Source organism: Deferribacter desulfuricans SSM1, assembly GCF_000010985.1.
GTDB classification, from domain to species: Bacteria; Chrysiogenota; Deferribacteres; order Deferribacterales; family Deferribacteraceae; genus Deferribacter; species Deferribacter desulfuricans.
Window position 1 is genome coordinate 587,501 of record NC_013939.1, and the last position, 22,203, is coordinate 609,703.

23 protein-coding genes and 1 pseudogene (1 of these 24 running past the window's edge) are annotated in these 22,203 nt (G+C 29.7%); 15 read left to right on the forward strand and 9 right to left on the reverse strand.

Going from position 1 to position 22,203, the window contains the following annotated elements:
- The 3 genes in view from DEFDS_RS03075 to DEFDS_RS03085 are tightly spaced (at most 4 nt apart) and all read left to right on the forward strand, a layout consistent with a single transcriptional unit that may run on beyond the window.
- On the forward strand, window positions 1-1,228 hold the 3' portion of the coding sequence (locus DEFDS_RS03075; protein ID WP_013007345.1) for a TolC family protein. The gene continues 50 nt to the left of window position 1, outside the view; only the last 1,228 of its 1,278 coding nucleotides appear in the window; the start codon falls outside the window, past its left edge; the stop codon is at window positions 1,226-1,228.
- Window positions 1,229-1,232: 4 nt separating this feature from the next.
- Window positions 1,233-2,366, forward strand: coding sequence for an HlyD family secretion protein (locus tag DEFDS_RS03080; protein ID WP_013007346.1), 1,134 nt, complete (start codon window positions 1,233-1,235; stop codon window positions 2,364-2,366).
- The gene (locus DEFDS_RS03085; RefSeq protein ID WP_013007347.1) at window positions 2,366-3,919 is read left to right on the forward strand and encodes a DHA2 family efflux MFS transporter permease subunit; all 1,554 of its coding nucleotides are present in this window, start codon (window positions 2,366-2,368) and stop codon (window positions 3,917-3,919) included. Before DEFDS_RS03080 ends, DEFDS_RS03085 begins: the two co-directional genes overlap by 1 nt.
- A gap of 150 nt (window positions 3,920-4,069) precedes the next feature.
- On the opposite strand, the gene DEFDS_RS03090 is transcribed toward DEFDS_RS03085, so the two are convergent.
- From DEFDS_RS03090 to DEFDS_RS13370, 5 genes and pseudogenes are all read right to left on the reverse strand, one after another.
- Window positions 4,070-4,933, reverse strand: coding sequence for a DMT family transporter (locus tag DEFDS_RS03090; protein WP_013007348.1), 864 nt, complete (start codon window positions 4,931-4,933; stop codon window positions 4,070-4,072).
- A complete protein-coding gene (locus tag DEFDS_RS03095) occupies window positions 4,934-6,238 on the reverse strand; it encodes a pyridoxal phosphate-dependent aminotransferase (RefSeq protein WP_013007349.1) in 1,305 nt (434 codons plus the stop codon).
- A gap of 37 nt (window positions 6,239-6,275) precedes the next feature.
- A complete protein-coding gene (locus DEFDS_RS03100; RefSeq protein WP_013007350.1) occupies window positions 6,276-6,653 on the reverse strand; it encodes a DUF1992 domain-containing protein in 378 nt (125 codons plus the stop codon).
- Window positions 6,654-6,899: a hypothetical protein gene (locus tag DEFDS_RS13205; protein ID WP_231841030.1), complete on the reverse strand. Its 246-nt coding sequence runs from the start codon at window positions 6,897-6,899 to the stop codon at window positions 6,654-6,656.
- A 24-nt stretch (window positions 6,900-6,923) separates the two neighbouring features.
- Window positions 6,924-7,625: pseudogene (locus DEFDS_RS13370) on the reverse strand (YhjD/YihY/BrkB family envelope integrity protein); the annotation flags it as partial.
- 82 nt (window positions 7,626-7,707) lie between these two features.
- Here DEFDS_RS13370 and DEFDS_RS03110 point away from each other — a divergent pair.
- Window positions 7,708-8,403 carry a 3'-5' exonuclease gene (locus DEFDS_RS03110; protein ID WP_041223586.1) on the forward strand — a complete coding sequence of 232 codons (696 nt, stop codon included), beginning with the start codon at window positions 7,708-7,710 and terminating at the stop codon, window positions 8,401-8,403.
- On the opposite strand, the gene DEFDS_RS03115 is transcribed toward DEFDS_RS03110, so the two are convergent.
- The 4 genes from DEFDS_RS03115 to DEFDS_RS03130 are packed head-to-tail and all read right to left on the reverse strand — an operon-like array spanning window position 8,384 to window position 13,085.
- Complete coding sequence (locus DEFDS_RS03115) at window positions 8,384-9,958, reverse strand: NFACT RNA binding domain-containing protein (protein WP_013007353.1); 1,575 nt, start codon at window positions 9,956-9,958, stop codon at window positions 8,384-8,386. The two genes, DEFDS_RS03110 and DEFDS_RS03115, sit on opposite strands and share 20 nt — an antisense overlap.
- A gap of 2 nt (window positions 9,959-9,960) precedes the next feature.
- Window positions 9,961-11,019: a type IV pilus twitching motility protein PilT gene (locus DEFDS_RS03120; RefSeq protein ID WP_013007354.1), complete on the reverse strand. Its 1,059-nt coding sequence runs from the start codon at window positions 11,017-11,019 to the stop codon at window positions 9,961-9,963.
- Window positions 11,006-12,085, reverse strand: coding sequence for a hypothetical protein (locus DEFDS_RS03125; RefSeq protein WP_013007355.1), 1,080 nt, complete (start codon window positions 12,083-12,085; stop codon window positions 11,006-11,008). The genes DEFDS_RS03120 and DEFDS_RS03125 overlap by 14 nt, the downstream gene beginning before the upstream one ends.
- Window positions 12,078-13,085, reverse strand: a complete 1,008-nt coding sequence (locus DEFDS_RS03130) for a tetratricopeptide repeat protein (RefSeq protein WP_013007356.1) — start codon at window positions 13,083-13,085, stop codon at window positions 12,078-12,080. Before DEFDS_RS03130 ends, DEFDS_RS03125 begins: the two co-directional genes overlap by 8 nt.
- Before the next feature lie 589 nt (window positions 13,086-13,674).
- Between DEFDS_RS03130 and DEFDS_RS03135 the strand changes: the two genes are divergently transcribed.
- From DEFDS_RS03135 to DEFDS_RS03185, 11 genes are all read left to right on the forward strand, one after another.
- Window positions 13,675-14,052 (forward strand): phage holin family protein, encoded by a 378-nt coding sequence (locus tag DEFDS_RS03135; protein WP_013007357.1) that lies wholly within the window; start codon window positions 13,675-13,677, stop codon window positions 14,050-14,052.
- Entirely contained in the window at window positions 14,043-14,552 is a 510-nt protein-coding gene (locus DEFDS_RS03140; protein ID WP_013007358.1) for a hypothetical protein, read from the forward strand. The genes DEFDS_RS03135 and DEFDS_RS03140 overlap by 10 nt, the downstream gene beginning before the upstream one ends.
- Window positions 14,549-14,836 (forward strand): DUF1820 family protein, encoded by a 288-nt coding sequence (locus DEFDS_RS03145; RefSeq protein ID WP_013007359.1) that lies wholly within the window; start codon window positions 14,549-14,551, stop codon window positions 14,834-14,836. The genes DEFDS_RS03140 and DEFDS_RS03145 overlap by 4 nt, the downstream gene beginning before the upstream one ends.
- Window positions 14,833-15,867 (forward strand): LptF/LptG family permease, encoded by a 1,035-nt coding sequence (locus DEFDS_RS03150; protein WP_013007360.1) that lies wholly within the window; start codon window positions 14,833-14,835, stop codon window positions 15,865-15,867. Before DEFDS_RS03145 ends, DEFDS_RS03150 begins: the two co-directional genes overlap by 4 nt.
- A gap of 1 nt (window position 15,868) precedes the next feature.
- The gene (locus DEFDS_RS03155) at window positions 15,869-16,951 is read left to right on the forward strand and encodes an LptF/LptG family permease (protein ID WP_013007361.1); all 1,083 of its coding nucleotides are present in this window, start codon (window positions 15,869-15,871) and stop codon (window positions 16,949-16,951) included.
- Between the two features lie 100 nt (window positions 16,952-17,051).
- Window positions 17,052-17,273 carry an indolepyruvate ferredoxin oxidoreductase subunit alpha gene (locus tag DEFDS_RS03160; protein ID WP_013007362.1) on the forward strand — a complete coding sequence of 74 codons (222 nt, stop codon included), beginning with the start codon at window positions 17,052-17,054 and terminating at the stop codon, window positions 17,271-17,273.
- A 5-nt stretch (window positions 17,274-17,278) separates the two neighbouring features.
- Window positions 17,279-18,331, forward strand: a complete 1,053-nt coding sequence (locus DEFDS_RS03165) for a 3-methyl-2-oxobutanoate dehydrogenase subunit VorB (RefSeq protein WP_013007363.1) — start codon at window positions 17,279-17,281, stop codon at window positions 18,329-18,331.
- Window position 18,332: 1 nt separating this feature from the next.
- Entirely contained in the window at window positions 18,333-19,085 is a 753-nt protein-coding gene (locus DEFDS_RS03170) for a thiamine pyrophosphate-dependent enzyme (protein WP_013007364.1), read from the forward strand.
- Window positions 19,082-19,627 (forward strand): 2-oxoacid:acceptor oxidoreductase family protein, encoded by a 546-nt coding sequence (locus tag DEFDS_RS03175; protein ID WP_013007365.1) that lies wholly within the window; start codon window positions 19,082-19,084, stop codon window positions 19,625-19,627. Before DEFDS_RS03170 ends, DEFDS_RS03175 begins: the two co-directional genes overlap by 4 nt.
- Window positions 19,628-19,636: 9 nt before the next feature.
- Entirely contained in the window at window positions 19,637-19,909 is a 273-nt protein-coding gene (locus DEFDS_RS03180) for an acylphosphatase (protein ID WP_013007366.1), read from the forward strand.
- 163 nt (window positions 19,910-20,072) lie between these two features.
- The gene (locus DEFDS_RS03185; RefSeq protein ID WP_013007367.1) at window positions 20,073-22,196 is read left to right on the forward strand and encodes a Tex family protein; all 2,124 of its coding nucleotides are present in this window, start codon (window positions 20,073-20,075) and stop codon (window positions 22,194-22,196) included.
- Window positions 22,197-22,203 lie beyond the last annotated feature (7 nt).

A 22,203-nucleotide genomic window follows, 5' to 3' on the forward strand; every position in this document is an offset into this window, starting at 1 on the left:
TTATGCTTTAACACTTGATGATGCAGTTAAGAATGCATTACAGAATAATTTGGGTCTTCAATATGAGTCTAAAGTAATTGAGAGTAAAAAATTTGAATATGAATCAGTTAAAGCAAATAGATTTCCTACATTTATTTTAGATGGTAAATATACAATTTTAGATGAAAAGAAGACTGAGCCTTTTTCGACCCCTTTTGGTACTAATGATGTTACAATCTTAGAAAAAGATTATTACGAGCTTTTCGCAGGGTTAAGATTTAATATATATACAGGTGGTCTGATTAGTTCATCAATAAAAGCAAAATTACATGAGAAAAAAATAGAAGATTATAAATTTGAGGAAGAAAAAAATGGTTTAATCTATAAAGCGAAGAGTGCTTATATAAACATCTTAAAATTGATTGCTAATAAGAAAGTTGTAGAAGAGTATATTAGGAGTCTTAATAAGCATTTAAACGATGTGAAAGTTATGTATGAGCAAGGTGTTGTTCCTTATATTGATATTTTGCAGACTGAAGTGAAGGTAGAGGATGCAAAACAAAAACTTATTGATATAGAGAATAAAATAGAAATTGCGAAATTTAATCTAGCCACTTTGATGGGGAAAAGTAAAAGCACATTTGATGTGGAAGATATAGATATTAATGTTTCTTTAGAAAGAAAACTTGATGAACTTTTAACTTTAGCCACTAAAAATAGATCTATACTAAAAACTTTTGATGAAAATATAAAAGTAATAGATTTATTAAAAAGTGTTTCAAAATCGAATCTCTTGCCAAAACTGTATGTGCAAGGTGGTTATCAGTATTCAAATAGCGTTGATGAGGTAGAGCCTAAAGGGAATTTTATGGTTCAATTTGGTATAAGCTACAATTTGACTTGGGATAAACCAATTAAAGAGGTTAAAGCTAAAGATTCTATGAAATATGCACTTATAAAATATAAAAATGATATGAAACTGAAAATTATGTTGGAAGTTCAAAATGCTTATAAGTCGTATGAAACAGCTAAAAAAAATTTAGAAGTTGCAAAGGTTCAGGAAGAAAAAGCTGCTGAGTATTTTAGGATAGTTGATCTTAAATATAAAGAAGGGTTAGCAAGTAACACTGATTTGTTGGACGCCAACGCTATGCTGGTTGAGGCTAAGATGAATGTAAAAAATGCATATTATGAAATGATAGATAAGTATTTTGCATTGGAAAAATCTATTGGTAAAGAGTTGAGGTGAGGATATGGGAAATAAGAAAAAGATTGCATTAATTTTACTTGTTATTGGCTTAATGGTTTTCGTTTATTTCGCTTATAATTATTTAGTCTTTATTAAAGAGTATGCCACATCTGATGCAGTTTTTATTAGAAGTGATAAAATAACAAATGTGAGCTTCAAAAGAGTTGGTGGTAAAATAATAAAAATGTATAAAAAAGAAGGGGATATAGTTAAAAAAGGTGAAGTTATAGCTGAAATTGATCCTATTGATTATAAAATAAAATATGATCAAGTGGCCAAAAAAATTGAATCTTTGAATAAGAAAAGAGAACAGCTAAATATACAAATAATAAAGGTTAAAGATGAACTTGATTTAAAGAAGAATATAGGAGAGAAAAAGATAACTTACTTAGACGATGAGATAAAATCCCTAAAATATTCTATTGCTGAATTAAATCAAAATATTAAACAGTTAAAAAGAGATTATAAAAGATTTAAAAGTCTCTATGAAGCAAAAGCAGTATCGAAAAGGAAATTTGAAGATATTGAGACAAATCTTTTAGCACTTCAGAAAAAGAAGAAGTCTTTATTAAGCAAATTGGAAGGGCTTAAAAAACAAAAAAGTGTAGCAGAAGATGAGTTGAAAATGGTGTATGTGGAATATAAAAATGTTGATGAACTTAAAAAAAGTTTAGAATCGTTGGATAGTGAAATTGCTGCCACTAAAAAACAACTTCAAGATTTAGAAAATTTAATCGAATATTGTAAACTTAAAGCTCCTTTTGATGGGAAAATAGGTAAAAAGTTTGTTGAAGAAGGTGCGATTATCAATTCTGGCTTCCCTGTATATTCTGTAGTGGATACTGATAGTCTTTATGTAGAAGTATTGTTGGAGGAAACAAAATTAAAAGGTGTAAAGCCTGGGTGTGAAGCTGAATTTTCTGTGGATTCATATCCTGACATAACATTTAAAGGGGAAGTAAAGGAAATATATCCTGCATCAGCAGCTACTTATGCCTTGGTGCCAAGAGATATTTCTGCGGGTGAATTTACAAAAGTTGCGCAGCGTATCCCAGTTAGAGTATCTATTGATGAGGGCGATAAATCAATTTTGAAGGTAGGTATGGGAGGAGAGATTAAAATTAAAAGAGCAAACTGATGATGGTGGGAAAAGAACCTTTATATAAAAAAATAGATAATACATCAAGATTTTTGATTACATTTATTGTAATGACAGGTACCTTTATGGCGATACTTGACACTACAATTGTAGACGTAGTTGTGCCTAAAATGATGTCGCCATTGAAAACTGACTTGTATGGTGTACAGTGGGTTATTACTTCTTACATGGCTGCTGCAGCAACAGGGTTGTTGTTAATAGAATCCCTTGTAAAGGTGTTTGGACTAAGAAATTTATTTCTAATTGGTGTTGGTTTGTTTACTACTGCAAGTGCTACTTGTGGTTCTGCTACTGATTTACCTCAAATGATTGTATCAAGGTCTTTTCAAGGGTTAGGTGAAGCTTTCATTGTTGCGACTGCTCAAACCATAATGTTTTCAATATTCCCACCAGAAAAAAAAGGGATTGCTATGGGGATATTTGGTACTGGGGTAAGTTTTGCACCGGCTCTTGGACCAACAGCTGGAGGCTATTTAACAGAACATTTTAATTGGAGATATGTTTTTTATGTAAATCTTCCAGTTGGATTAATGGTTGTAGTTCTGGGATTGTTTATTTTACCTAAAATTTTGGAGAAGAAAGAGAAGCTTCACTTTAATTTTATAAGTTACGGTTTTTTTGCCATGTTCACAATACCGTTACTTATTATGCTTTCAAAAGGGCAGCAAAAAGGGTGGTTTCAATCCCCTTTTATTACTAAACTGCTATTTTTGTCTATATTAGGTTTGTTTTTATTTGCGATATCAGAAATTGTAAGTAAAAAAAAGCTGATAGATTATGAGATATTTAAGATAAAAGAGTATAGAGTTGCAATACTTATATACGCTTTAACACTTGGTTTGTCCATCTATCAACTGTTTTATCTTTTGCCTCTGTATTACGAAAATTTAAAGGGTTATACTACTTTGCAGACCGGTTTACATATGTTAGGTTTTGCTATTTTTATAGGTTTTACATCCTTTTTTGCTGGAGCACTTTCTGACAAATATGGTGAGAAAAACATTTTAGTAATAAATGCCGTTTTGTATATTACCACATCGATATTTTTAATGCCTAAATTAAATTATTATACTCCGTCTGTGAAAACAATACTTTTAACAATTCCTCTTGGCTTTTCACTTGGAACATTTTTTGCACCTATATCTACTTTAGCTATGAGAAAACTTGGTCCTAAGACTCAGATGGGGGTGAGTTTTTTACATTACATTCGTTTTATGGGAGGTTCTTTTGGGACTGCAATTGCGACAAATACGTTGCAGTCTAAAATTAGTTTTCATTATGATGAGATTTCAGCGATACAAAATTATGGCTATGTAAACAATTATCTCAATACAGCAAAATTATTTTTATCTCAGACTATGAATGAACAGTTGGCTGCGATTAAATCCTATGCCCTTTTGGGTAAAGTTCAATATTTGATGAGTGCTTCTCATGCTTTTCAAGATACTTTTAGACATGCTGGTTATTTTGGTATTGTTGGACTTTCTTTTCTCATATTTCTCTTTATAAACAAGAAAAAAGAGAATCAATAAATGAGGTTGAGGTTGTTGCACGAAAAAAAGTAATACTTTTTGAGATTGCTTCGCTACGCTCGCAATGACCAATTTCCCAGTCATTGCGAGGAGCAAATGCGACGAAGCAATCTTATGATTATGATAATTATCAAATTGTATTGTATTTTTTTATTTTTTTGTAGTTATGTTTAGTAAAATTCCTGAGAAGACTAATACTATTGCAATTATATGATAGGTATAAAAGTGCTCACCAAGTAAAAAGACAGACATAATAGTGCCAAAAACTGGCATTAGGTGAACAAAGTTTCCACCTTTATTTGCTCCAACTTCTCTGATGCCTCTATTCCAACATATAAAAGCTAAAACTGATGCAAATAAGCCTACATATAATATAACAATTATATTTTTATAATTTAATTCGAAATATTTATTTGAAGCTAAATAAATAGGTAGTAAAAAGATAAGTCCGATAAAAATAATAGTTTCTAAAAAAACGAGAGGATTTAATCTATTATCTAAATTTTTAAGTAAAACAGAATATAATGCCCAGCTTAGAGCAGCAAGTAACACAAGAAGATCACCAGGGTTTATTTTTAATTTAAGTATAGATGTAAGATCTCCATGTGTAATTATAATAGCTACACCAATAAGTGATATTATAGCACCTAAAATCTGGAGTTTTTTAGCTTTTAATTTATGGAGGAAAAATGAAATAATAAAAATTAGTATTGGTACAAAGGAATTGATTAGTAATGCATTTATCGCTGTGGTATAGTGCATTGCTTTATAAATCAATGTATTAAATAAAGTTACACCTAAAAATCCAAAGACAGTCAATAGCTTTAAATTATCTTTAATTATATCTTTTTGATGAATTAATTTTTTTAAAGTGAAAGGAAGTAGTATTAAAAAGGCTACTACCCACCTCCAGAATACAAGAGCAACAGGGGGTATAGAGGTGGATACCCATTTACCGATAACAAAGTTTCCAGCCCAAAAAAGGGCACTTAGACTTAATAAAATATAAGCCATTTATTTGGAAGATTCTACATATTCAACAATTTTTTCTGCTAATGTTTTTACTGTGTGTTCAAATTTGTCTACGTCTTTTTCAAGTAATGTCATCCTGAATCCTGGCAAAGGTGTAAAAAAAGATGTTAATGGAACAACACAGATTCCAGTGGATGCAAGAAGGTAATAAACGAATCTTTTATCGTTTTCTATTGGCTCATTGGTTATTTTTTCCACATAATCCTTAACAGAAGGGTTTGATATGGGAAGAGTTTGTTTATTATTTAATACCGCCTCTATAAATACCACAGACATATAAAATGCACCATTGGTTCTGTTTACAACAATATATGGAACATCTTTTAAAATGTTGTATGCAATATTTGAAAGTTTTTCATAATGTCTCAATCTTTCGTTTAAATATTCTTGATACTTAGGATTGCTTAAAATTTTTGGTATAGCCATTTGAGGAAATGTGGTAGAACAAACTTCAGCCATTTTTTGCTGCAAAATAGCGTTTATATACCTTTCAAATGCTTCATCATTTTTAATATTATAAACTTCAATCCATCCACATCTAGCTCCAGGCCAAGGAACTTCTTTGGAAATCCCTTTCATACTCATACCAGGCACATCACCAATGATTTCAGCCAATGAAACAGTTTCTTTACCATTGTAAACCATATTGTTGTATATTTCATCAAAAACCAAAAACAGGTCGTATTTTTTAGCTATTTCAACAATTTTTAAAAGGGTTTCTTTATCATAGACATAACCTGTGGGGTTGTCAGGATTTATTACCAATATTCCAACTATCGATCTATGGCTTTTTACCTTTCTTTCAAGTTCGTTGAGGTCTGGTGCCCAATTGTTGTAAGGATTCATTCTGTATGTATTTGGAGGAAATGATGCATGCAAAACTTCTGCTAAAAGGTGAGTAGAGTAAGTTGGTTCTGGCATAATAATTCTAGCATCTACACGGATTGCACTGTAACTTCTTGCTATTGCGTCACCTAATCCATTGAAAAATATTATATCTTCTTTAGTGATTTGAGCTCCTTCCTTTTGGTTATTTAGTTCAGCTAAAAACTCTCTTGTTTCATCGACCCCTTTTGTAGGACTGTATCCGAAAGTAGCATCATCTTCTATTATCTCTTTTAGTGTTTCTTTTATCCAATCTGGCAATTTCTCCCCTTTTAAAATTGGATCTCCTATATTTTCCCAATAAATTTCCATGCCGCTTTCTTGTAGTTTATTAGCAATATTTACTATATTTCTGATTTCGTAAGTTAGTCCATTACCACTTTTTGCGATATCAAATCTCATGTTAACCCCTCAGCTGTTTATTTAAATTTTAAAATATTTAATCATTTTTAAAAATTTTACAAGAATAAATTTTTTCTTTGTATTCATAATAAGCTAACGAGCGCCCCCTTTTTTCCATTAAAATGTTAAATCTTAAACTTTTTTCTGTTAATTTCTTTGTAAGTCGCTGTTTTTCCTCATCATCAAAGCAGTGCTCTAAAAGATCTTCAATGGTTTTTATTTCTCTTTGTAGATGTAGCTCTTCTGGTAAGACATTTGCATTTTTTAAAACTTTGTATGCGGCTCTGAGTTCTTCAGGTATCATACTTAAGTCTTCGATTTCTAGTTTTTTACCTTTACAGTTCAAATTATCCAATTCCCCTTTTTCTATGGCTTCTTTTATTTTTAGTTCTGCCAAAAAAGTTATTGCATCCAATTAATTTAACTCCCTAATTTCTTTTATTATAAAACTTTTTTTACCGTATTTTAATGAAATCTCTTTTGTATTAACTTTTATAATATAAGGTTTATTTTGCATATCAAACAATTTTTTTAAAATGAAGTATAAGAATCTTTTATTATCATATCTTAAATAATTGTTTGCCACTTTTAAGAAATTTTCAGTTATATAAAAGTAATTTAATATAAAGAGTAATATATTAAATACAAACCATAAGTACATTATTGATAAAATGATTGTTGAGAGTGAGCCATATAAAAGATTATAAACCGATTTATTAACTACTATAAAATAGATTTTGCTTATTAGGTATATGAGCACTAATGAAAAAAAAGAAGCATGTATTAAATTTTTTAATTTAATGTTTTTCCCCAATATAGAATAATAGGTTAAGGCCAAGATAAGCCAGCTGAAAAGAAAATATATAATTTTAAAATAGAAATAAGCAATTTTATTGAAATAGAAATTTGTCCCAAAGTAATCAAAAATTAATATAGATACTCCTTTTATAAGGATTAAAATGATTAATAATAAAACTGTGATTGATGATGAAAAAATGGGCAATAATAATCTTGTTTTAGATTTTTTGGGATTGATATTAAAAATAAAATTTACTGAATCAAATAAACCTTTTATGAAAATACTTGAAAATAGCAGTACTATCAAAAAACTTATACTACCATAACTAATAGCTATTGTTTTAAAGTTAGATAGGGTTAATCCTAAAAGTTCTATTATTTTATTGTTGTTTATTAAGTTGTTCAATTCATTAATTATTATTGTGTAATATTTTGATTTTATAAATAGTGCATTTAATATTAATAAAGTTATCATAATAGTTGGGAATATTGAAAGTATAAAATATAAAGCTAAAGATGATGAATGTATTGATAGCTTTTTCTGTTTAAATCTCTGAAAGGCAAAGGCTAAGGCAAACAAGTATTTCAATTTAACCTCTCACTTAATTAGCACATCGTTTTAATTGATTTTTAGCACAAATCAATATAAAATAAAAGTCAACAGGTGGGGGATGATAAAAAAATTTTTTAAAAGTTTCAAATATAATAAAAAAAGTTCAAAAACAGATCCTTTATCTTCATATATTAAGAGTCTTATTGATAGTGTTAACAATGATAAAATATTCAATCAAAAAATAGAACATGCAAAGTTTTGCGTTATTGATACCGAAACTACAGGTCTTGATTTTGAAACAGCTAAGCTTATCAATATTGCAGCTGTAAAGGTTGTTAATTTTAAGATTTTAGATATTTATGATGTTTTTATCAATCCAGAAATTCCTATCCCAGAAGAATCAATAAAATGGCATGGTATCACTGATGATATGGTCAAAGATAAGCCAACTGTAGCCGAAATTTTGCCTGATTTTTTAAAGTTTATTAGAGATTCTGTGATTGTAGGTCATCATGTTAATTTTGATTTAAAAATGATAAACAAAGATTTGAAATTATATTATGGCTCTGAGATTAAGAATATATGGATAGATACTATGTTTTTATATTCAAAGAATATTTTGTGTAGAGATGATCATATAAGTTTGGATTTTTTGCTTGAAAAATTCAATGTGAAATGTATCGGTAGGCATACAGCTCTTGGCGATGCTTTAGCTACTGCTGAGGTTTTTAATAAAATTGTCGTTAAAATGAAGAACGGTTTTAAAACAGTAAGTGATTTATATAGATCTCAGTTTAAAGAGTTTCATTCTTAGTTTTTAATTTTTCTAACTCTTTTTCGGTAAAAGGTGAAACAGTAATAGTTTTATAGTTGTTGTATATTACAAAACCTTCTGGCGTGTTCTTAGGTTTTTTTACATATTTTCTTTTTGTATAGTCAACCGGTACTTTATTTTCATCTTTATATTTTGAGAAATGAGCTACAATCCTTGCAGCAGTAATAATCTCGTTTTCGGTAAGCTCACCGTTTTTCTTTGCTATGAGATGAGCTGATGGTATTTCGTGGGCATGAAACCAGTAATCTTCTGGGTTTGCTATTTTGGTTATGATATATTGATTTGATTTGCTATTTCTACCTACATAATATTGTGTGTCATCAAGTTGAAAAAGCAAATAAGATGGTGTACTTTTTTTTGATATTTTATTTTTACTTTTTGTGTAGATTTGCTGGTATAATTCTTCTATTTCGTTTTTATCTAAATACTCAATACTATATAAAGTGTCTTGATAATAGAGTATCATATTTTTAATCTCTTGTATTCTATTTTCCAGTTTTGGTATCGATCTTTTTAGCTTTTCACTTTTTTCAAAAAGTTTGTTAATTTTTTCTGGTATGTTTTCATTTTCATCAAGATAGTATGAAACTTGTTCGATTCCATTTTCTGTATATTTATTTAATGTAACAAGCCCTCTATTATTTTTTATGATGTGCAGATTATTTTTTAAGAGCTCAGCTTCCTCCTGATATTTTATAAAATTTTTTGCTTCAGATAGTTCTTCCTTAAGCTTTTCTAATAGTTTAATGTTCTTATCAATTAATTTTGAAAAATATTTTTTTAAACGATTTATTTTTATACTTTGATTTTCGTTTTTTTCAGTTTTTGAATTTAAAGAGTTTAGCTGATCTATATTGATTTTATCTAAAAAGTCTGGGATATGAAAAGGGATGATTTTCTTATTTAAATCAATATAGAAAGTATCAGTTTTTAGTGAGTTCAATATCATTTCTTTTGTTTTTTCGCAGTCATAATTATTTTGTTCTAAAATTTTATATGCATGTTTTGATGTTACGTTGTAAAAACCCTCAAATTCCTCAAACTTGCAGTTTTGAGAAGATAATAGATTATATCTTTTATTACTTTTAAATGGTACATAATATTTTCCGGTTTTTAATTCTCTGTCCATATCTATGTTGTTGTTATTCCAACAAAAGATTATTTTTTCTGTTTCATCTACAATTATTACATTTGATAATTTTCCCACAAGCTCGAAGATTATTTTGTATTTTATCAATTTACCGCTCGGTTTGCGTTTTGCAATCATGATGTAAAAAGCTCTATCAAACCCCTTTTGTTTTATATCTTCTATCAATGAGTTCGAAAGATAGGGAATTTTATTAGATAAACTGATTTTTTCATCGCTAAATTGTAAAGGGAATTTATTATTTAAGTTAACAACTAAATTTTTATGTGCTCTATTGAAAATACTCAAAACAAATATTTCATTATTATATTCACAGTAGTTTATACGTGCTTTTAGGAGGAAATCTTTATAATTGTATAAGATTTTAAAAAGAGAGAGACCATCCATATTTATTTATTCAAAAAACGCTCAAAAGTTTTTTTATCGTTTGCTTTTATATAAGCTTCCTCTGGTGAAACAATTTTTTGCATAAGTAAATCCATTATAGCTTGATCCATGAGTTGCATCCCTTCATTTTTTCCTGTTTGAATTACAGAAGGGATCTGAAACGTTTTACCTTCTCTAATTAAATTAGCTACAGCACTATTGACAAAAAGTATTTCTAATGCAGCTACTCTACCAGGCTTATCACATCTTTTTAAAAGCTGTTGTGCAACGACACCCTTTAAAGATTCTGAAAGCATCGTTCTAATTTGAGCTTGTTGCCCTGCTGGGAAGGCGTCTATAATCCTATCTATAGTTTTTGCTGCAGAGTTTGTGTGAAGCGTACCAAAAACAAGATGACCTGTTTCCGCTGCTGTGATAGCCAGTTCTATTGTTTCAAGATCTCTCATCTCACCAACTAATATTACATCTGGGTCTTCTCTTAACGCAGCCCTTAGGGCTGAGGCAAAGGATGCAGTATGATTTCCAACTTCTCTTTGATTAACTAAACACCCCTTATTTACATGTACAAACTCTATTGGATCTTCAATTGTTAAAATGTGGTCATGTCTTTTTCTGTTTATATAATCAATGATTGCAGCTAGTGTAGTTGATTTACCACTTCCTGTGGGACCAGTGACCAGTACTAAACCCCTTGATAAGTCTGCAAATTTCAAAATCTGAGGAGGCAACCCTAACTCTTCTACAGATAAAATCTTAGCCGGTATTTGTCTAAAAACGGCTCCTATCCCTCTCTTTTGAAAAAAGTAGTTTGCCCTAAATCTAGCTAACCCTTTTATCTCATATGCAAAATCTAAATCTCTTTTTTCTAAAAACTCTTTTTTTGATTTTTCGTCTATTATTTCAAAGAGAAGAGTTCGTAAAAGCTCATCAGTCAAAGTTTGATACTTTATTTCTACAAGCTCGCCGTGAACTCTCATTAGAGGTTTGCAACCAGCGCTTAAATGAAGGTCGCTTCCACCTTGTTCAATTAAAAATTTGAAAAAAGCATCAATCTTTGCCATATGTTTCTTCCATAATCTTTTTTAACTCGTTTTTATTCGTTTCTTTTATAAGTTCTTTTGATAAATAACCAAGATTATTGCATAAATTACAGCCTGTTCCTTTGCATTCACATTCAATCGGTATGTATCCTTCAAAGTAAAAGTTTTTACTTTCTGGTAAAAAATCTGGAGTAGTGATTATATTTATATTGTTTAAATAATCTGTCTGTTCAAATATGTAATGAGTGTAACCAGGAATAACAGTATTAGTATGGAGTATATCTGAATTTTCACTGTATACATTTGTTTTAAAGGAGAATGAGTTAGTTTGAAATACTAAGCCGAATTTAGAAGTAACAAAAACATTATTTTTAAAATTTTTGTAAAAACTACTCTTTTTTACAGGATAAATCGAGATGAATAAATCCTCTTTTTCGGTTGTTTTAAGATAAAAAAAGTCAAAATCCAGTTTAGATAAAACTTTAGTTAGCTCATTAAAAAAATCACTATTATATTCTATTTCAGAGTATTTTTTCAATATCCCACAACCATATATGTTGGTGATTAAAAGATTAGAATTTTTTATAAAGTCAACTCTATAGAAAAATGAGTTGTCTAATTTTTCAAACAAATCACTTATATAGGTTAAAAGATCCATAGAGTAGTTGAATATTTCATTTAGAAATTTTTCAATTTTTTTCCCACTTGTTACAGAAAGTGAAACTTTTTTACCTGTCAGCTTAGTAAGATCTTTGATTAAATCTTCTCTAAAAGGGTCATCTGTTACAATTTTAATTTCGCTTTCAGTTTCATATAAAGGCAAGAAGTTATATTTTTTTAGGAGATGAGATGGGAAAGATTTTATGTAGTTAATATCTAAATCTTTTTCATTGAGGATAACAAAAGGGATATCAAGTTGCTTACTTAAAACATATTCTATATCATCATTTGATATTTTCCCAAGCTCAATTAAGGCTTCTCCTAATCTTAACCCTCGTTTTTTTTGATACTCCAAACCTTCTTGCAAATCTTTTTCAGTAATCATTTTGTATTCTAACAAAAGTTCGCCAATATTTTTTCTACTCATCAAAACCATCCAACTCTTCTGAAATTTTATCCAGCTCAATATTGTAAAAAAGATTTAGCTCAGATAGGAAAGTTTCTACTGTTTCTGAGAACTCTGTTTCGATGTTTAAAACATGTTTTTTTAGTCTTGACTTATTAAGGTTATAAAAATTTGCAATTGTATTTAATGTAAATTCTGCATCTGAAATACTCAAAGTAGTGAAATATTCGCATATTGCAGCAAGCAATACACTATCTTTTATATTTAAATTGTTATCATGGAATATTTTTATTAAATCTAAACCTTTTTCGATTTCAAAATTGAAGTAACCTCTTATACACATATTTTCTGTAAGCAAAGTAGCAGCTTTTACAAAAACTAGTTTGTTTAGGTTTTTTAGAAAGGGGATAAGTACCTCTTTTTTTATATTTTTCATATTTACTTCAATTTCAGTAAATTCTTCATATGCATCAAAAAGGATAAAGCTATCAGGATATTTGCTTAACCCTGTAAGTAATATTTTTTTTGCTTCTTCAAAATTTTTATTTAAAACGTAACCGTAGGAATAATCTACGTATGTTTGCTCATCCACGTTATCTTTTGTGGTAATTTTATCAAAAATGATTTTTGAGTGTGTGATATCACCTATAAAAGAATAGCATGAAACTAAAGTTTTAAGAATCTCTTTCCTCCCTTTTAAAAAGGGGATGTATTTTTTTAGCAAGTTTATTGCATCATAAAATTTATTTTCAATAATTAAGATATTACTGAGATTTAGAAGGGAATTTATATTTTGTATGTTATACTTTAGGGAAAGGTTGTAATATTTTTTTGCTAAAGAGTAGTTTCCTGTTTGAAATTTTAAAACTCCCAAAAGTTCATACACTTTAGATTTTTCTTTGTGTGGAAGGTATTCATCTTTTAAATGATTTTTTAAAATTTTTTCTGCTACTTGATAATTTTCTTCTTGTAAAAGGTTGTTAAATTTTTGAGTATAAAAATACTTAACTTTTGTGTTCATTTTCTTCCTTTAAATATTTTTAAATTAGATTTTATTATAAACTAACTTGTAATAAAGTCCACATTTTCTTTTATCGATATAATCTGAGGTTTTTGCACAATGGATCAATTTTTTGATATCAACATAGTTTTGAAATTGCTTTACACGCCCTTGCGAACGCAATGAAGCAATCTCCTACTTCAAAGTGTTATTTGAGATTACTTCATCAGCTTGCGCTTCCTAGCGATAACTGATTAGCTGTCATAGCAGGTGTCTACTAATCAATCTGAGGTGCTTAAGCAATTATTTATTGTGCAACACCATTTATGAAATAGAAGTTATCGATACTGATGTTATAATAAGAGTGATTGCTTATTCAATATGAATCAAATGTTTGTTAATATTTATCTAAATAAAATAGAGCTTAATTATCATTATGTTGTAAGATTAATTTTTTCTTGACAGAGTCTGTTTTTTATATATATTGAATATTGATATTTTAAGGACCCTCCTCCCCCCTCCTTAAAATATATAATTTGCCAGCCTCAAAGGCTGGCTTTTTTAATATCTTTTATTTGCTATTTATAAAAATTTATTTATATTATATTGCATGTACAAAAGTAATTTTTTTATTTATAGGATATGTGTGAATACTATAGCTTTAGGTTTTGCTGCTTTATTGTTTAAACATATCGTTGTAAATTCATTTTTGTCTTTATTTTTGGGAGCGATTTTACTCACATTGTTGAACTTTGTTTTGAAGCCAATTTTACTTATTTTAACATTGCCTATACAGATTTTATCTTTGGGATTTTTTTATATAATTACAAATGCTTTTATTTTAAAACTTACTTCAGTTATAACAGATGGTTTCTATATTGATGGATTTTGGGCAGCAGTTGGAGGAAGTATTGTTATAGGTATAGTAAATTTTATTTTTGATTTATTTGCTACAAATGCAGAAATAAGGTTTTTCGAATGGAAATAAGGGAGATTCAAGAAGATTTAGAAAAGTTTGAAAATTTGATTAAAATGTATAATTTTGAGTTTAACAACTATTTTCTTGGTAATATGAAGTTCCCTCCTGTAGTTAGAGAAAGAGAAATTAATAAGATAATAAAAAAATACAATATTAATCAAATTACCAATCCAACTTTAAGGTTTAAGTTTAACAATTTAGTGGCAAGGTTTTTAACATATAGAGAGCGTTGGAATAAAAAAATGATGGAGTTGGAGGGGGTCAAAAAATCTCCAGTAAAAACCTTGGGTTATCTGAATATTGAATCAGATAATGGTTATAATGTTGATATTGATAATAGAATTGAAAAAGAGCTTGAAAAACTTCCAGATTCTTATAATAAAGAAGGGATTCGTAAGATGATTATGAAAAAAATAGAGACGATGAAAAAGAACGGTGTGAAAGATATAGATTTAAAGATTGAACATGTAAATGGTAAACCAAAATTATTAATAAGGCAGAAGAAATGAAAAAAAAATTATATAGGATTATGTTTTTAAATGAAAAGAAAGAGCTACTTACAATACATGCAAGTAGTGTAAACACATCTTCTTTTTTAGGGTTAATAGAAATCTCTGATATCGTGTTTTTAGATACTTCTGAGATACTTTTTACACCAAATGATGATAAAATAAAGAGTGAATTTAAGGATGTAGAAAGAACATTTATTCCCATAAATTATATTGTTAGAATTGATGAAGTTATATTAGAAAAAGAAACTCCCGTTATTAGACTTTATAAAAATAATTCATGAGAATAACTGAAAAGTATGTATTAAAAGAACTGGTTCCAGTTTTTTTAGTCGGTAATCTTTTTTTTATTTTTATTTTATTGATAGATAAAATTGTTGATTTATCTGAACTTATCTTAGCTAAAAATGTTCCCTTCTTTTTCGTGGCTGAACTCATTATAGCTTACATCCCTTCTTTTTTGGTAATTACAATTCCAACATCTACCTTATTATCAGCTTTGATAGTTTATGGAAGGTTGTCTGATGATTCAGAGCTGGTTGCTATGAAATCACTTGGTGCTGATAAGTATAATATTTTTAAACCTTCTATATTATTGGGTTTTATCTCTTTGGTATTAGCTCTACTAATGAGTTTATATCTGATGCCAAAAGGAAACGATTTTGCTATAGAAAGATTAATGCAAATATCTAAATATGTTTCCATAAACGATTTTAAAGAGAATGAGTTGTATACCGAAATACCGGGGTTTGTTTTATATACGGATAAAAGGGTTGATAAAAATAAATTTCTTGGACTGATAATAATAAATAAAAAGGATCATATTGTTATTCAGGCTAAAAAAGGGGAGATAGTTAATACTACTGAAGGCAGCCTTGTGTTTAATTTAGATAATGGAGTGTTGATTGATACAAAAGGTGAAATTCCATCCAAGCTTGAATTTAAAAGTTTTGTAGTAAATGTTCCTATTATTACAGAGAAAAAGTTTGATGTAAGAAATGAAAGATTGATGAGTATAAGAAACTTAATAAACCATTTAAATAAAAGCAATATTATTAAATTTGAGCTTTCAAAGAGATTTGCTTTACCATTTGCTTCTATAATTATGGCCATCTTCGGAGCGGTGGTAGGCTCATTTTTTCATAGAGGAGGCAAAGCTTTTGGTTTATCAGTATCAATCATTATTGTACTAATTTATAATACACTTTTGTTACTTTCTCAAAATTTAATAAATATGTTAAACCCTTATTTAGCTGCTTGGGTTGCTAATATTATCTTTATAATATTGTTAGTTTATCTGTTAAGAAGGGCTTAAGATGAAAAAATTCAACAAATATTTAATAAAATCTTATTTAAATAGTTTAGTTGCTATTTTGATTTTTATATTAATTATTTATACATTTTTTCAAGTAGTACAACATACAAAATATATTAGTAGATATAATACACCATTTTTGAATATTTTAATTTATGATTTAATGAAAATCCCTTATTCAATATATCAAGTTTTTCCGGTTGCTACTTCAGCTGCCATTGTTGTGACAATGCTCAAATTGATAAAAAATAATGAATTGATAGCTTATCTAAGTTTTGGTGGTAGATTAAGACAGATTGCTGTACTTTTTTTGTCTGTAAATTTTTTATTTTTTTTAATTTTATTATATTATTCTGATGCAATTAATCCTAAGATTGAAAAGATTAGAGCCAAATACAAAGATGAAAAAATATTTTTTCAAAAACATACAGAAAAATTAACTGTTACAGATTTTTATTTTAAAGATAAGGAGAGTATAATTTCAATAGATCTGATTAATTTTGATAAAAAAGAGTTTGATGGTGTAACAATTTATGAAAAAGATAAAGATACAATCAGTATTGTAAAGAGAGCTAAAAAAGCAAAATATTTGGGTAACAACATATGGGAATTTCAAGATTTTAAGATTTTTGATGTTAAAAAAATTCCAACGCTTTTAAAAATTTATGATAAATATAAGCTAAAAAGTAAAATATTAACAAAATTTATCAAAATCAAACCTGATGAGCCAAAGAAATTGAGTTTTAAAGAGTTGAGCCGAGTTATCAAAGTGTATGAGTCGAAAGGGTTATCAGCTGAAAGTTTTAGATTGATTTATTACAATAAGATAGCTGTTCCTCTTATTTTGATAGTATTGACGATATTATTGCTTCCTTTGACTATCACTATTTCTAGAAGTTATCAATATATTAAAGTTGCAGCCAAATCTCTTAGTGTTACTATAATTTTTTGGGTCAGTTATTCTGTATTTTATTCATTGGGTAAAAATGGTGTTATAAACCCGTTTTTAGCTAATTTTAGTCTGCATATTTTATTTTTTATATTTGGTATGATAATCTTGCTTTCTAAAGAGAGAGGGTTTTAGTTAAGTAAAATTAAACAGTGTTTCGATTAGATGTAAAAAATATTTGATTTTTTATCAAAATAACATAATAATTAACTGCTAAAAAATATTGGAGGTTTTAATGCCACGTGTAATTATTGATACCGAAAGATGCAAAGGTTGTGGCCTTTGTATAACTGTTTGTCCAAAGGAGATTTTAAAATATTCAGGGAAATTTAACAAGTCTGGATACAATTTTGTAGAGTGTATTGATGAGTCTAAATGTATTTGTTGTAAAAGCTGTGCACTGATTTGTCCGGATGTTTGTTTTACTTTAATAAAAGAAGAAAAAGTTAAGGGGTAATAAATATGAGTGATAAGGTTTTGATGAAAGGGAATGAAGCTATAGCTGAAGCTGCTGTTAGAGCTGGCTTAGTTGGATATTTTGGATATCCTATTACACCACAAAATGAAGTTACAGCTTATATGTCATGGAGAATGCCAGAATTAGGCAGAGCATTTGTGCAAGCTGAAAGTGAATTGGCAGCAATTAATATGGTTTATGGTGCTGGTGCAACAGGGGTTCGTGTTATGACAACTTCTTCTAGCCCAGGTATTGCTTTGATGCAAGAAGGGATTTCATATATGTGTGGAGCTGAAGTCCCAGCTGTTATTGTCAATATTACTAGAGGTGGTCCCGGCCTTGGAAATATAGGACCAAGCCAATGTGATTATAATCAAGCGACAAGGGGTGGTGGTAATGGAGATTATAAGTTGTTAGTGTATGCACCACATACTATTCAAGAAGCAATAGATTTAGTGTATAAATCATTTGATAAGGCAGAAAAGTATAGAAATCCTGTTATGATTTTGGGTGATGGTGCTTTGGGGCAGATGGCTGAAGCTGTTGTTTTACCTGAAATGAGAGAAATTGTAGATGAAGATAAAGGGTGGGAATTAAATGGTGCAAAAGGTAGAGCACCTAGATCGGTTAAATCATTAAGATTAGCTGAAGGGAAGTTAAAAGAGCATAATTGGCATCTAAAAAGAAAATATGATGAGATGGAAGCAAATGAAGTAGAATATGAATACCTAGAAAATGATTATGAAATATTAATTGTGGCTTTTGGAACTGCTGCTAGGGTTGCAAAATCAGCCATAAAAACTTTAAACGAAGATGGGTTAAAAGTTGGTTTGTTTAGACCAATAACAATTTCCCCTTATCCATATGATGCTTTAAGAGATGCTTCTAAAAATGCTAAAAAGATTTTAGTTGCTGAAATGAATACTGGACAGATGTTGTTTGATGTTAAACTTGCTGTTTGTGATGACTCTAAAATAGAATTTATAGGTAAACCAGGAGGGGAAGTATTTGCTCCTGATGAAATTATAGAAAAAGTAAAAAATATGGTGGGTGGTTAATATGAAAGTAGTATTTGAAAGACCTGAGAGTTTGCTGGGTAATAAAACAATTTATTGTCCAGGGTGTAATCATGGGATCATTCATAGATTGGTTGCAGAAGCTATTGATGAATTGGGATTAAGGGAAAGTACTGTTGGGGTAGCTCCTGTTGGATGTGCCGTATTGTTATACGATTATTTTAATTTTGATATAGTTGAAGCTCCTCATGGTAGAGCACCAGCAATGGCAACTGCAATGAAGAGGGTAAGACCAAATTTGACTATTTTTACTTATCAAGGGGATGGTGATCTTGCATCTATTGGGATGGCAGAAATAATGCATGCTGCTAATCGCGGAGATAGTTTAACTGTGGTATTTGTTAATAATGCTAATTACGGTATGACCGGTGGGCAGATGGCACCTACTACTTTGCCAGGCCAAAAGACTACAACTACCCCAATGGGTCGTGTTGAAAAACAACATGGATTCCCTTTTAGAATGGCAGAAATCATTGGTGGTCTTCCAGCTGTAGCATATTCAAGTAGAGTTTCTGTAACTAATCCAAAAAATATTATGAAAGCTAAAAAGGCTATCAAAAAAGCTTTTGAGAATCAGGTAAATGATAAAGGGTTTTCTTTTGTGGAAGTATTGTCAACCTGTCCTACAAACTGGGGTATGAGTCCAGTTGATGCTATAAAATGGATAGACGATGTTATGTCTGTTTATTATCCACTAGGTGTTTTCAAAGATATAGATGAAGAGGTGCAAAAATGATGTTTGATTGTGTTATGGCTGGGTTTGGAGGCCAGGGGATTTTAAGTGCTGGTATGATATTAGCACAGATGGCCGTAAGAAAAGACTTAAATGTAACTTGGTGGCCATCTTATGGGGCTGAGCAGAGAGGCGGTACTGCAAATTGTACTGTTGTTATCTCTGACGAAGAGATCGGATCTCCAATTGTATCTAAACCTAATTATGGATTTATAATGAATAGACCATCTTTAGATAAATTTCAGCCCAGGTTTAATACTGGTGCGAATGTAATAGTGGATACATCATTGGTAGAAAGAGAGTTTCTAACAAGAGATGATATAAATTTTTATGGTATTAATGCCACTGAAATAGCAAATGAATTGGGTAATACTAAAGTTGCAAATATGGTAATGATTGGTGCTTTGTTATCTGTATCCAAACTGTTCAATTTAAATGAAGCAGAAGAAGCTCTCAAATATGCTATACCTGAAAAATATCATTCTTTACTCCCTATTAATAGAGATGCTTTAAAGACTGGGTATAACGAAGTAAAAAAGTTGTAAAAGGAAAATATGAAAAGATTGCATGCAATAGTATCAGGTAGAGTTCAAGGTGTTGGGTTTAGAGCCTTTGTTTACGATAAGGCTCTAAACCTTAATTTAAAAGGTTATGTAAAAAATCTGCCAGATGGAACTGTTGAGGTTGATGCAGAAGGGGATGAAAAAAGTTTGATAGAGCTTTTGAGTCATTTGAGAGTTGGGCCTTCATTGTCAAATGTTACAAATATTGATTTTGAAATAACCGATAAACTGGTAAATTATTCAGATTTTAGAATTAGATACTAAATCTCATAACTAATTCTATATTTTAATGATGTTTTATACTTATAGATGCTCAAGTTACCCAGATTGCTTCGCTGACGCTCGCAATGACGAAAATATATTTGTTATTGTGATGAGCGATAGTGATGAAGCATATAACTATTAAGTAATAAAATAGGAGGATGTGGTGATAGAAACTATATATTCTGAATATAATTATGCGAAAAAACATATAGATAACCTTATTGCCCTTTATAAAGAAGGTAATACGGTCCCTTTTATTGCAAGATACCGCAAAGAGAAAACGGGCGGAATGGATGAAAATGTTATAAGAGAGATTATCGAAAGATATGAATACTTAGTTAAATTAGAAGAGAGAAAGTCTGAAGTTATAAAGCTTATTGCAGAAAAAAATAAATTAACAGATGTACTTAAACAGAAAATTTTAAATTCAACTACATTAAAAGAGGTAGAGGATCTTTATGCACCATATAAATCTAAAAGAAAAACAAAGGCAGATATTGCAAAAGAGTTAGGATTAGAACCTTTAGCAATCTATATAAAAAAGGAATCTGATGAAACTAAAATTGTTGAAAAAGCTAAAGATTTTCTAAGTGAGCAAGTTAAAACGGTTGATGAAGCTTTAGAGAAGGCCTTAGATATAATTATCGAAGAGTTTGGTCACGATGTAACGATAAAGAGCAGATTACGAGATTATTTGTGGGATAATGCAAAGATTCTTAGCGAAGTAAAAAAAGAATACAGGGATGAGCGAACAAATTATGAAGATTATTACAATTATTCTGAAGCTATAAAATCGATACCGCCTCACAGAATTTTTGCCATATTTAGAGGAGAAAAAGAGGGGGTTTTAAAGGTTAAGCTTGATGCTGACTTTGAATTTTGTGAATCGATTATAAAGAACGAGCTTATTAATATTGGTATAGTTCAGAACAGTTATGTAAATGAAGCTATTAAAAAAGCGTTAAAAAGAGTTTTGTTTCCATCTTTAGAGTTAGAAATTAGAAAAGATTTGAAAGAGAAAGCGGAAGAGCAGGCTATAAAAGTTTTTGCTGAAAATTTAAGAAAACTTCTTTTGACACCTCCTGTAAAAGGGAAAAGGATTATGGGGATTGATCCAGCATTTAGAACAGGTTGTAAATATGCCTGTGTTGATGAAACGGGTAAGCTTTTAAGCTATGGAGTTATATATCCTGTGGAGCCTCAAAATGATTATGAAAATAGCAAAAAAGTAGTTTTAGATGAGATTTCAAAAAATAACATTGATATTATTGCAATAGGTAATGGTACAGCAAGTAGAGAAACGGAGGAGTTTGTATCAAAAGTTATTGAAGATGAGAAGTTAGATATTGTTTACACTATTGTAAACGAAGCTGGAGCAAGTGTTTATTCTGCAAGTAAAGTAGCAAATCAAGAGTTTCCTGAGTTAGATTTGACGATTCGTGGAGCTATTTCTATTGCTAGAAGAGTTTTAGACCCTTTATCAGAGCTCGTTAAAATTGATCCGAAATCAATAGGTGTTGGGATGTATCAGCACGATGTTAATGAAAAACGTTTATCTGAAAAGCTTTATGATGTTGTGGAGGATGTGGTTAATAATGTGGGTGTAAATCTTAATACTGCTAGTGTGTCTTTGCTAAAATATGTGTCTGGGATAAATGAGAAAATTGCTGAAAATATTGTTAGTTATAGGGATGTAAACGGTAAGTTTAAAGAAAGAAAAGAACTATTAAATGTTGATGGAATTGGGGAGAAAGTGTTTGAGCAATGTGCTGGATTTCTTAAGATTTATGATGGCAAAGAACCTTTAGATGCTTTATTTATTCACCCTGAAAATTATGAGAAAGTATATAACCTGCTAAATGAGTTGAATATTTCTTTAGACAATAGACATTTGATAAAGCTTGCTCTTAAAGGGAAAGATTTGGATGAGTTGAGTAAAAAATGTAGTATAGGTTTACTCACTTTACAGGATATAATTGATAATTTTGAAAAGCCGGACAGAGATATTAGAGATGATGTGGATCCTCTTATATTTAAACAATCAGCTTTAAATATTGAAAATTTGAAAGAGGGGATGAAGGTTAGAGGTAAAGTGACAAATGTAACAGATTTTGGTGCTTTTGTTGATATAGGGCTTAAAAATGATGCACTTGTACATATTTCTGAGTTAGCAGATAAGTTTGTTAAGCATCCGTTAGATGTTGTAAGTGTGGGTGATAATGTTTTGGCAACAGTAATAAAAGTGGATAAGGATAGAAACAGAGTATCGTTGTCGCTTAGAAGATAATTAGGTT

What these genes read in the sequence shown, in the direction of transcription:
- DEFDS_RS03080 (WP_013007346.1), top strand. Translation starts at nt 1,233, where the DNA reads ATGGGAAATAAGAAAAAGATTGCATTAATTTTACTTGTTATTGGCTTA.
- DEFDS_RS03085 (WP_013007347.1), top strand. Translation starts at nt 2,366, where the DNA reads ATGATGGTGGGAAAAGAACCTTTATATAAAAAAATAGATAATACATCA.
- DEFDS_RS03090 (WP_013007348.1), bottom strand. Translation starts at nt 4,933, where the DNA reads ATGGCTTATATTTTATTAAGTCTAAGTGCCCTTTTTTGGGCTGGAAAC.
- DEFDS_RS03095 (WP_013007349.1), bottom strand. Translation starts at nt 6,238, where the DNA reads ATGAGATTTGATATCGCAAAAAGTGGTAATGGACTAACTTACGAAATC.
- DEFDS_RS13205 (WP_231841030.1), bottom strand. Translation starts at nt 6,899, where the DNA reads ATGTACTTATGGTTTGTATTTAATATATTACTCTTTATATTAAATTAC.
- DEFDS_RS03110 (WP_041223586.1), top strand. Translation starts at nt 7,708, where the DNA reads ATGATAAAAAAATTTTTTAAAAGTTTCAAATATAATAAAAAAAGTTCA.
- DEFDS_RS03115 (WP_013007353.1), bottom strand. Translation starts at nt 9,958, where the DNA reads ATGGATGGTCTCTCTCTTTTTAAAATCTTATACAATTATAAAGATTTC.
- DEFDS_RS03120 (WP_013007354.1), bottom strand. Translation starts at nt 11,019, where the DNA reads ATGGCAAAGATTGATGCTTTTTTCAAATTTTTAATTGAACAAGGTGGA.
- DEFDS_RS03125 (WP_013007355.1), bottom strand. Translation starts at nt 12,085, where the DNA reads ATGAGTAGAAAAAATATTGGCGAACTTTTGTTAGAATACAAAATGATT.
- DEFDS_RS03130 (WP_013007356.1), bottom strand. Translation starts at nt 13,085, where the DNA reads ATGAACACAAAAGTTAAGTATTTTTATACTCAAAAATTTAACAACCTT.
- DEFDS_RS03135 (WP_013007357.1), top strand. Translation starts at nt 13,675, where the DNA reads ATGTACAAAAGTAATTTTTTTATTTATAGGATATGTGTGAATACTATA.
- DEFDS_RS03140 (WP_013007358.1), top strand. Translation starts at nt 14,043, where the DNA reads ATGGAAATAAGGGAGATTCAAGAAGATTTAGAAAAGTTTGAAAATTTG.
- DEFDS_RS03145 (WP_013007359.1), top strand. Translation starts at nt 14,549, where the DNA reads ATGAAAAAAAAATTATATAGGATTATGTTTTTAAATGAAAAGAAAGAG.
- DEFDS_RS03150 (WP_013007360.1), top strand. Translation starts at nt 14,833, where the DNA reads ATGAGAATAACTGAAAAGTATGTATTAAAAGAACTGGTTCCAGTTTTT.
- DEFDS_RS03155 (WP_013007361.1), top strand. Translation starts at nt 15,869, where the DNA reads ATGAAAAAATTCAACAAATATTTAATAAAATCTTATTTAAATAGTTTA.
- DEFDS_RS03160 (WP_013007362.1), top strand. Translation starts at nt 17,052, where the DNA reads ATGCCACGTGTAATTATTGATACCGAAAGATGCAAAGGTTGTGGCCTT.
- DEFDS_RS03165 (WP_013007363.1), top strand. Translation starts at nt 17,279, where the DNA reads ATGAGTGATAAGGTTTTGATGAAAGGGAATGAAGCTATAGCTGAAGCT.
- DEFDS_RS03170 (WP_013007364.1), top strand. Translation starts at nt 18,333, where the DNA reads ATGAAAGTAGTATTTGAAAGACCTGAGAGTTTGCTGGGTAATAAAACA.
- DEFDS_RS03175 (WP_013007365.1), top strand. Translation starts at nt 19,082, where the DNA reads ATGATGTTTGATTGTGTTATGGCTGGGTTTGGAGGCCAGGGGATTTTA.
- DEFDS_RS03180 (WP_013007366.1), top strand. Translation starts at nt 19,637, where the DNA reads ATGAAAAGATTGCATGCAATAGTATCAGGTAGAGTTCAAGGTGTTGGG.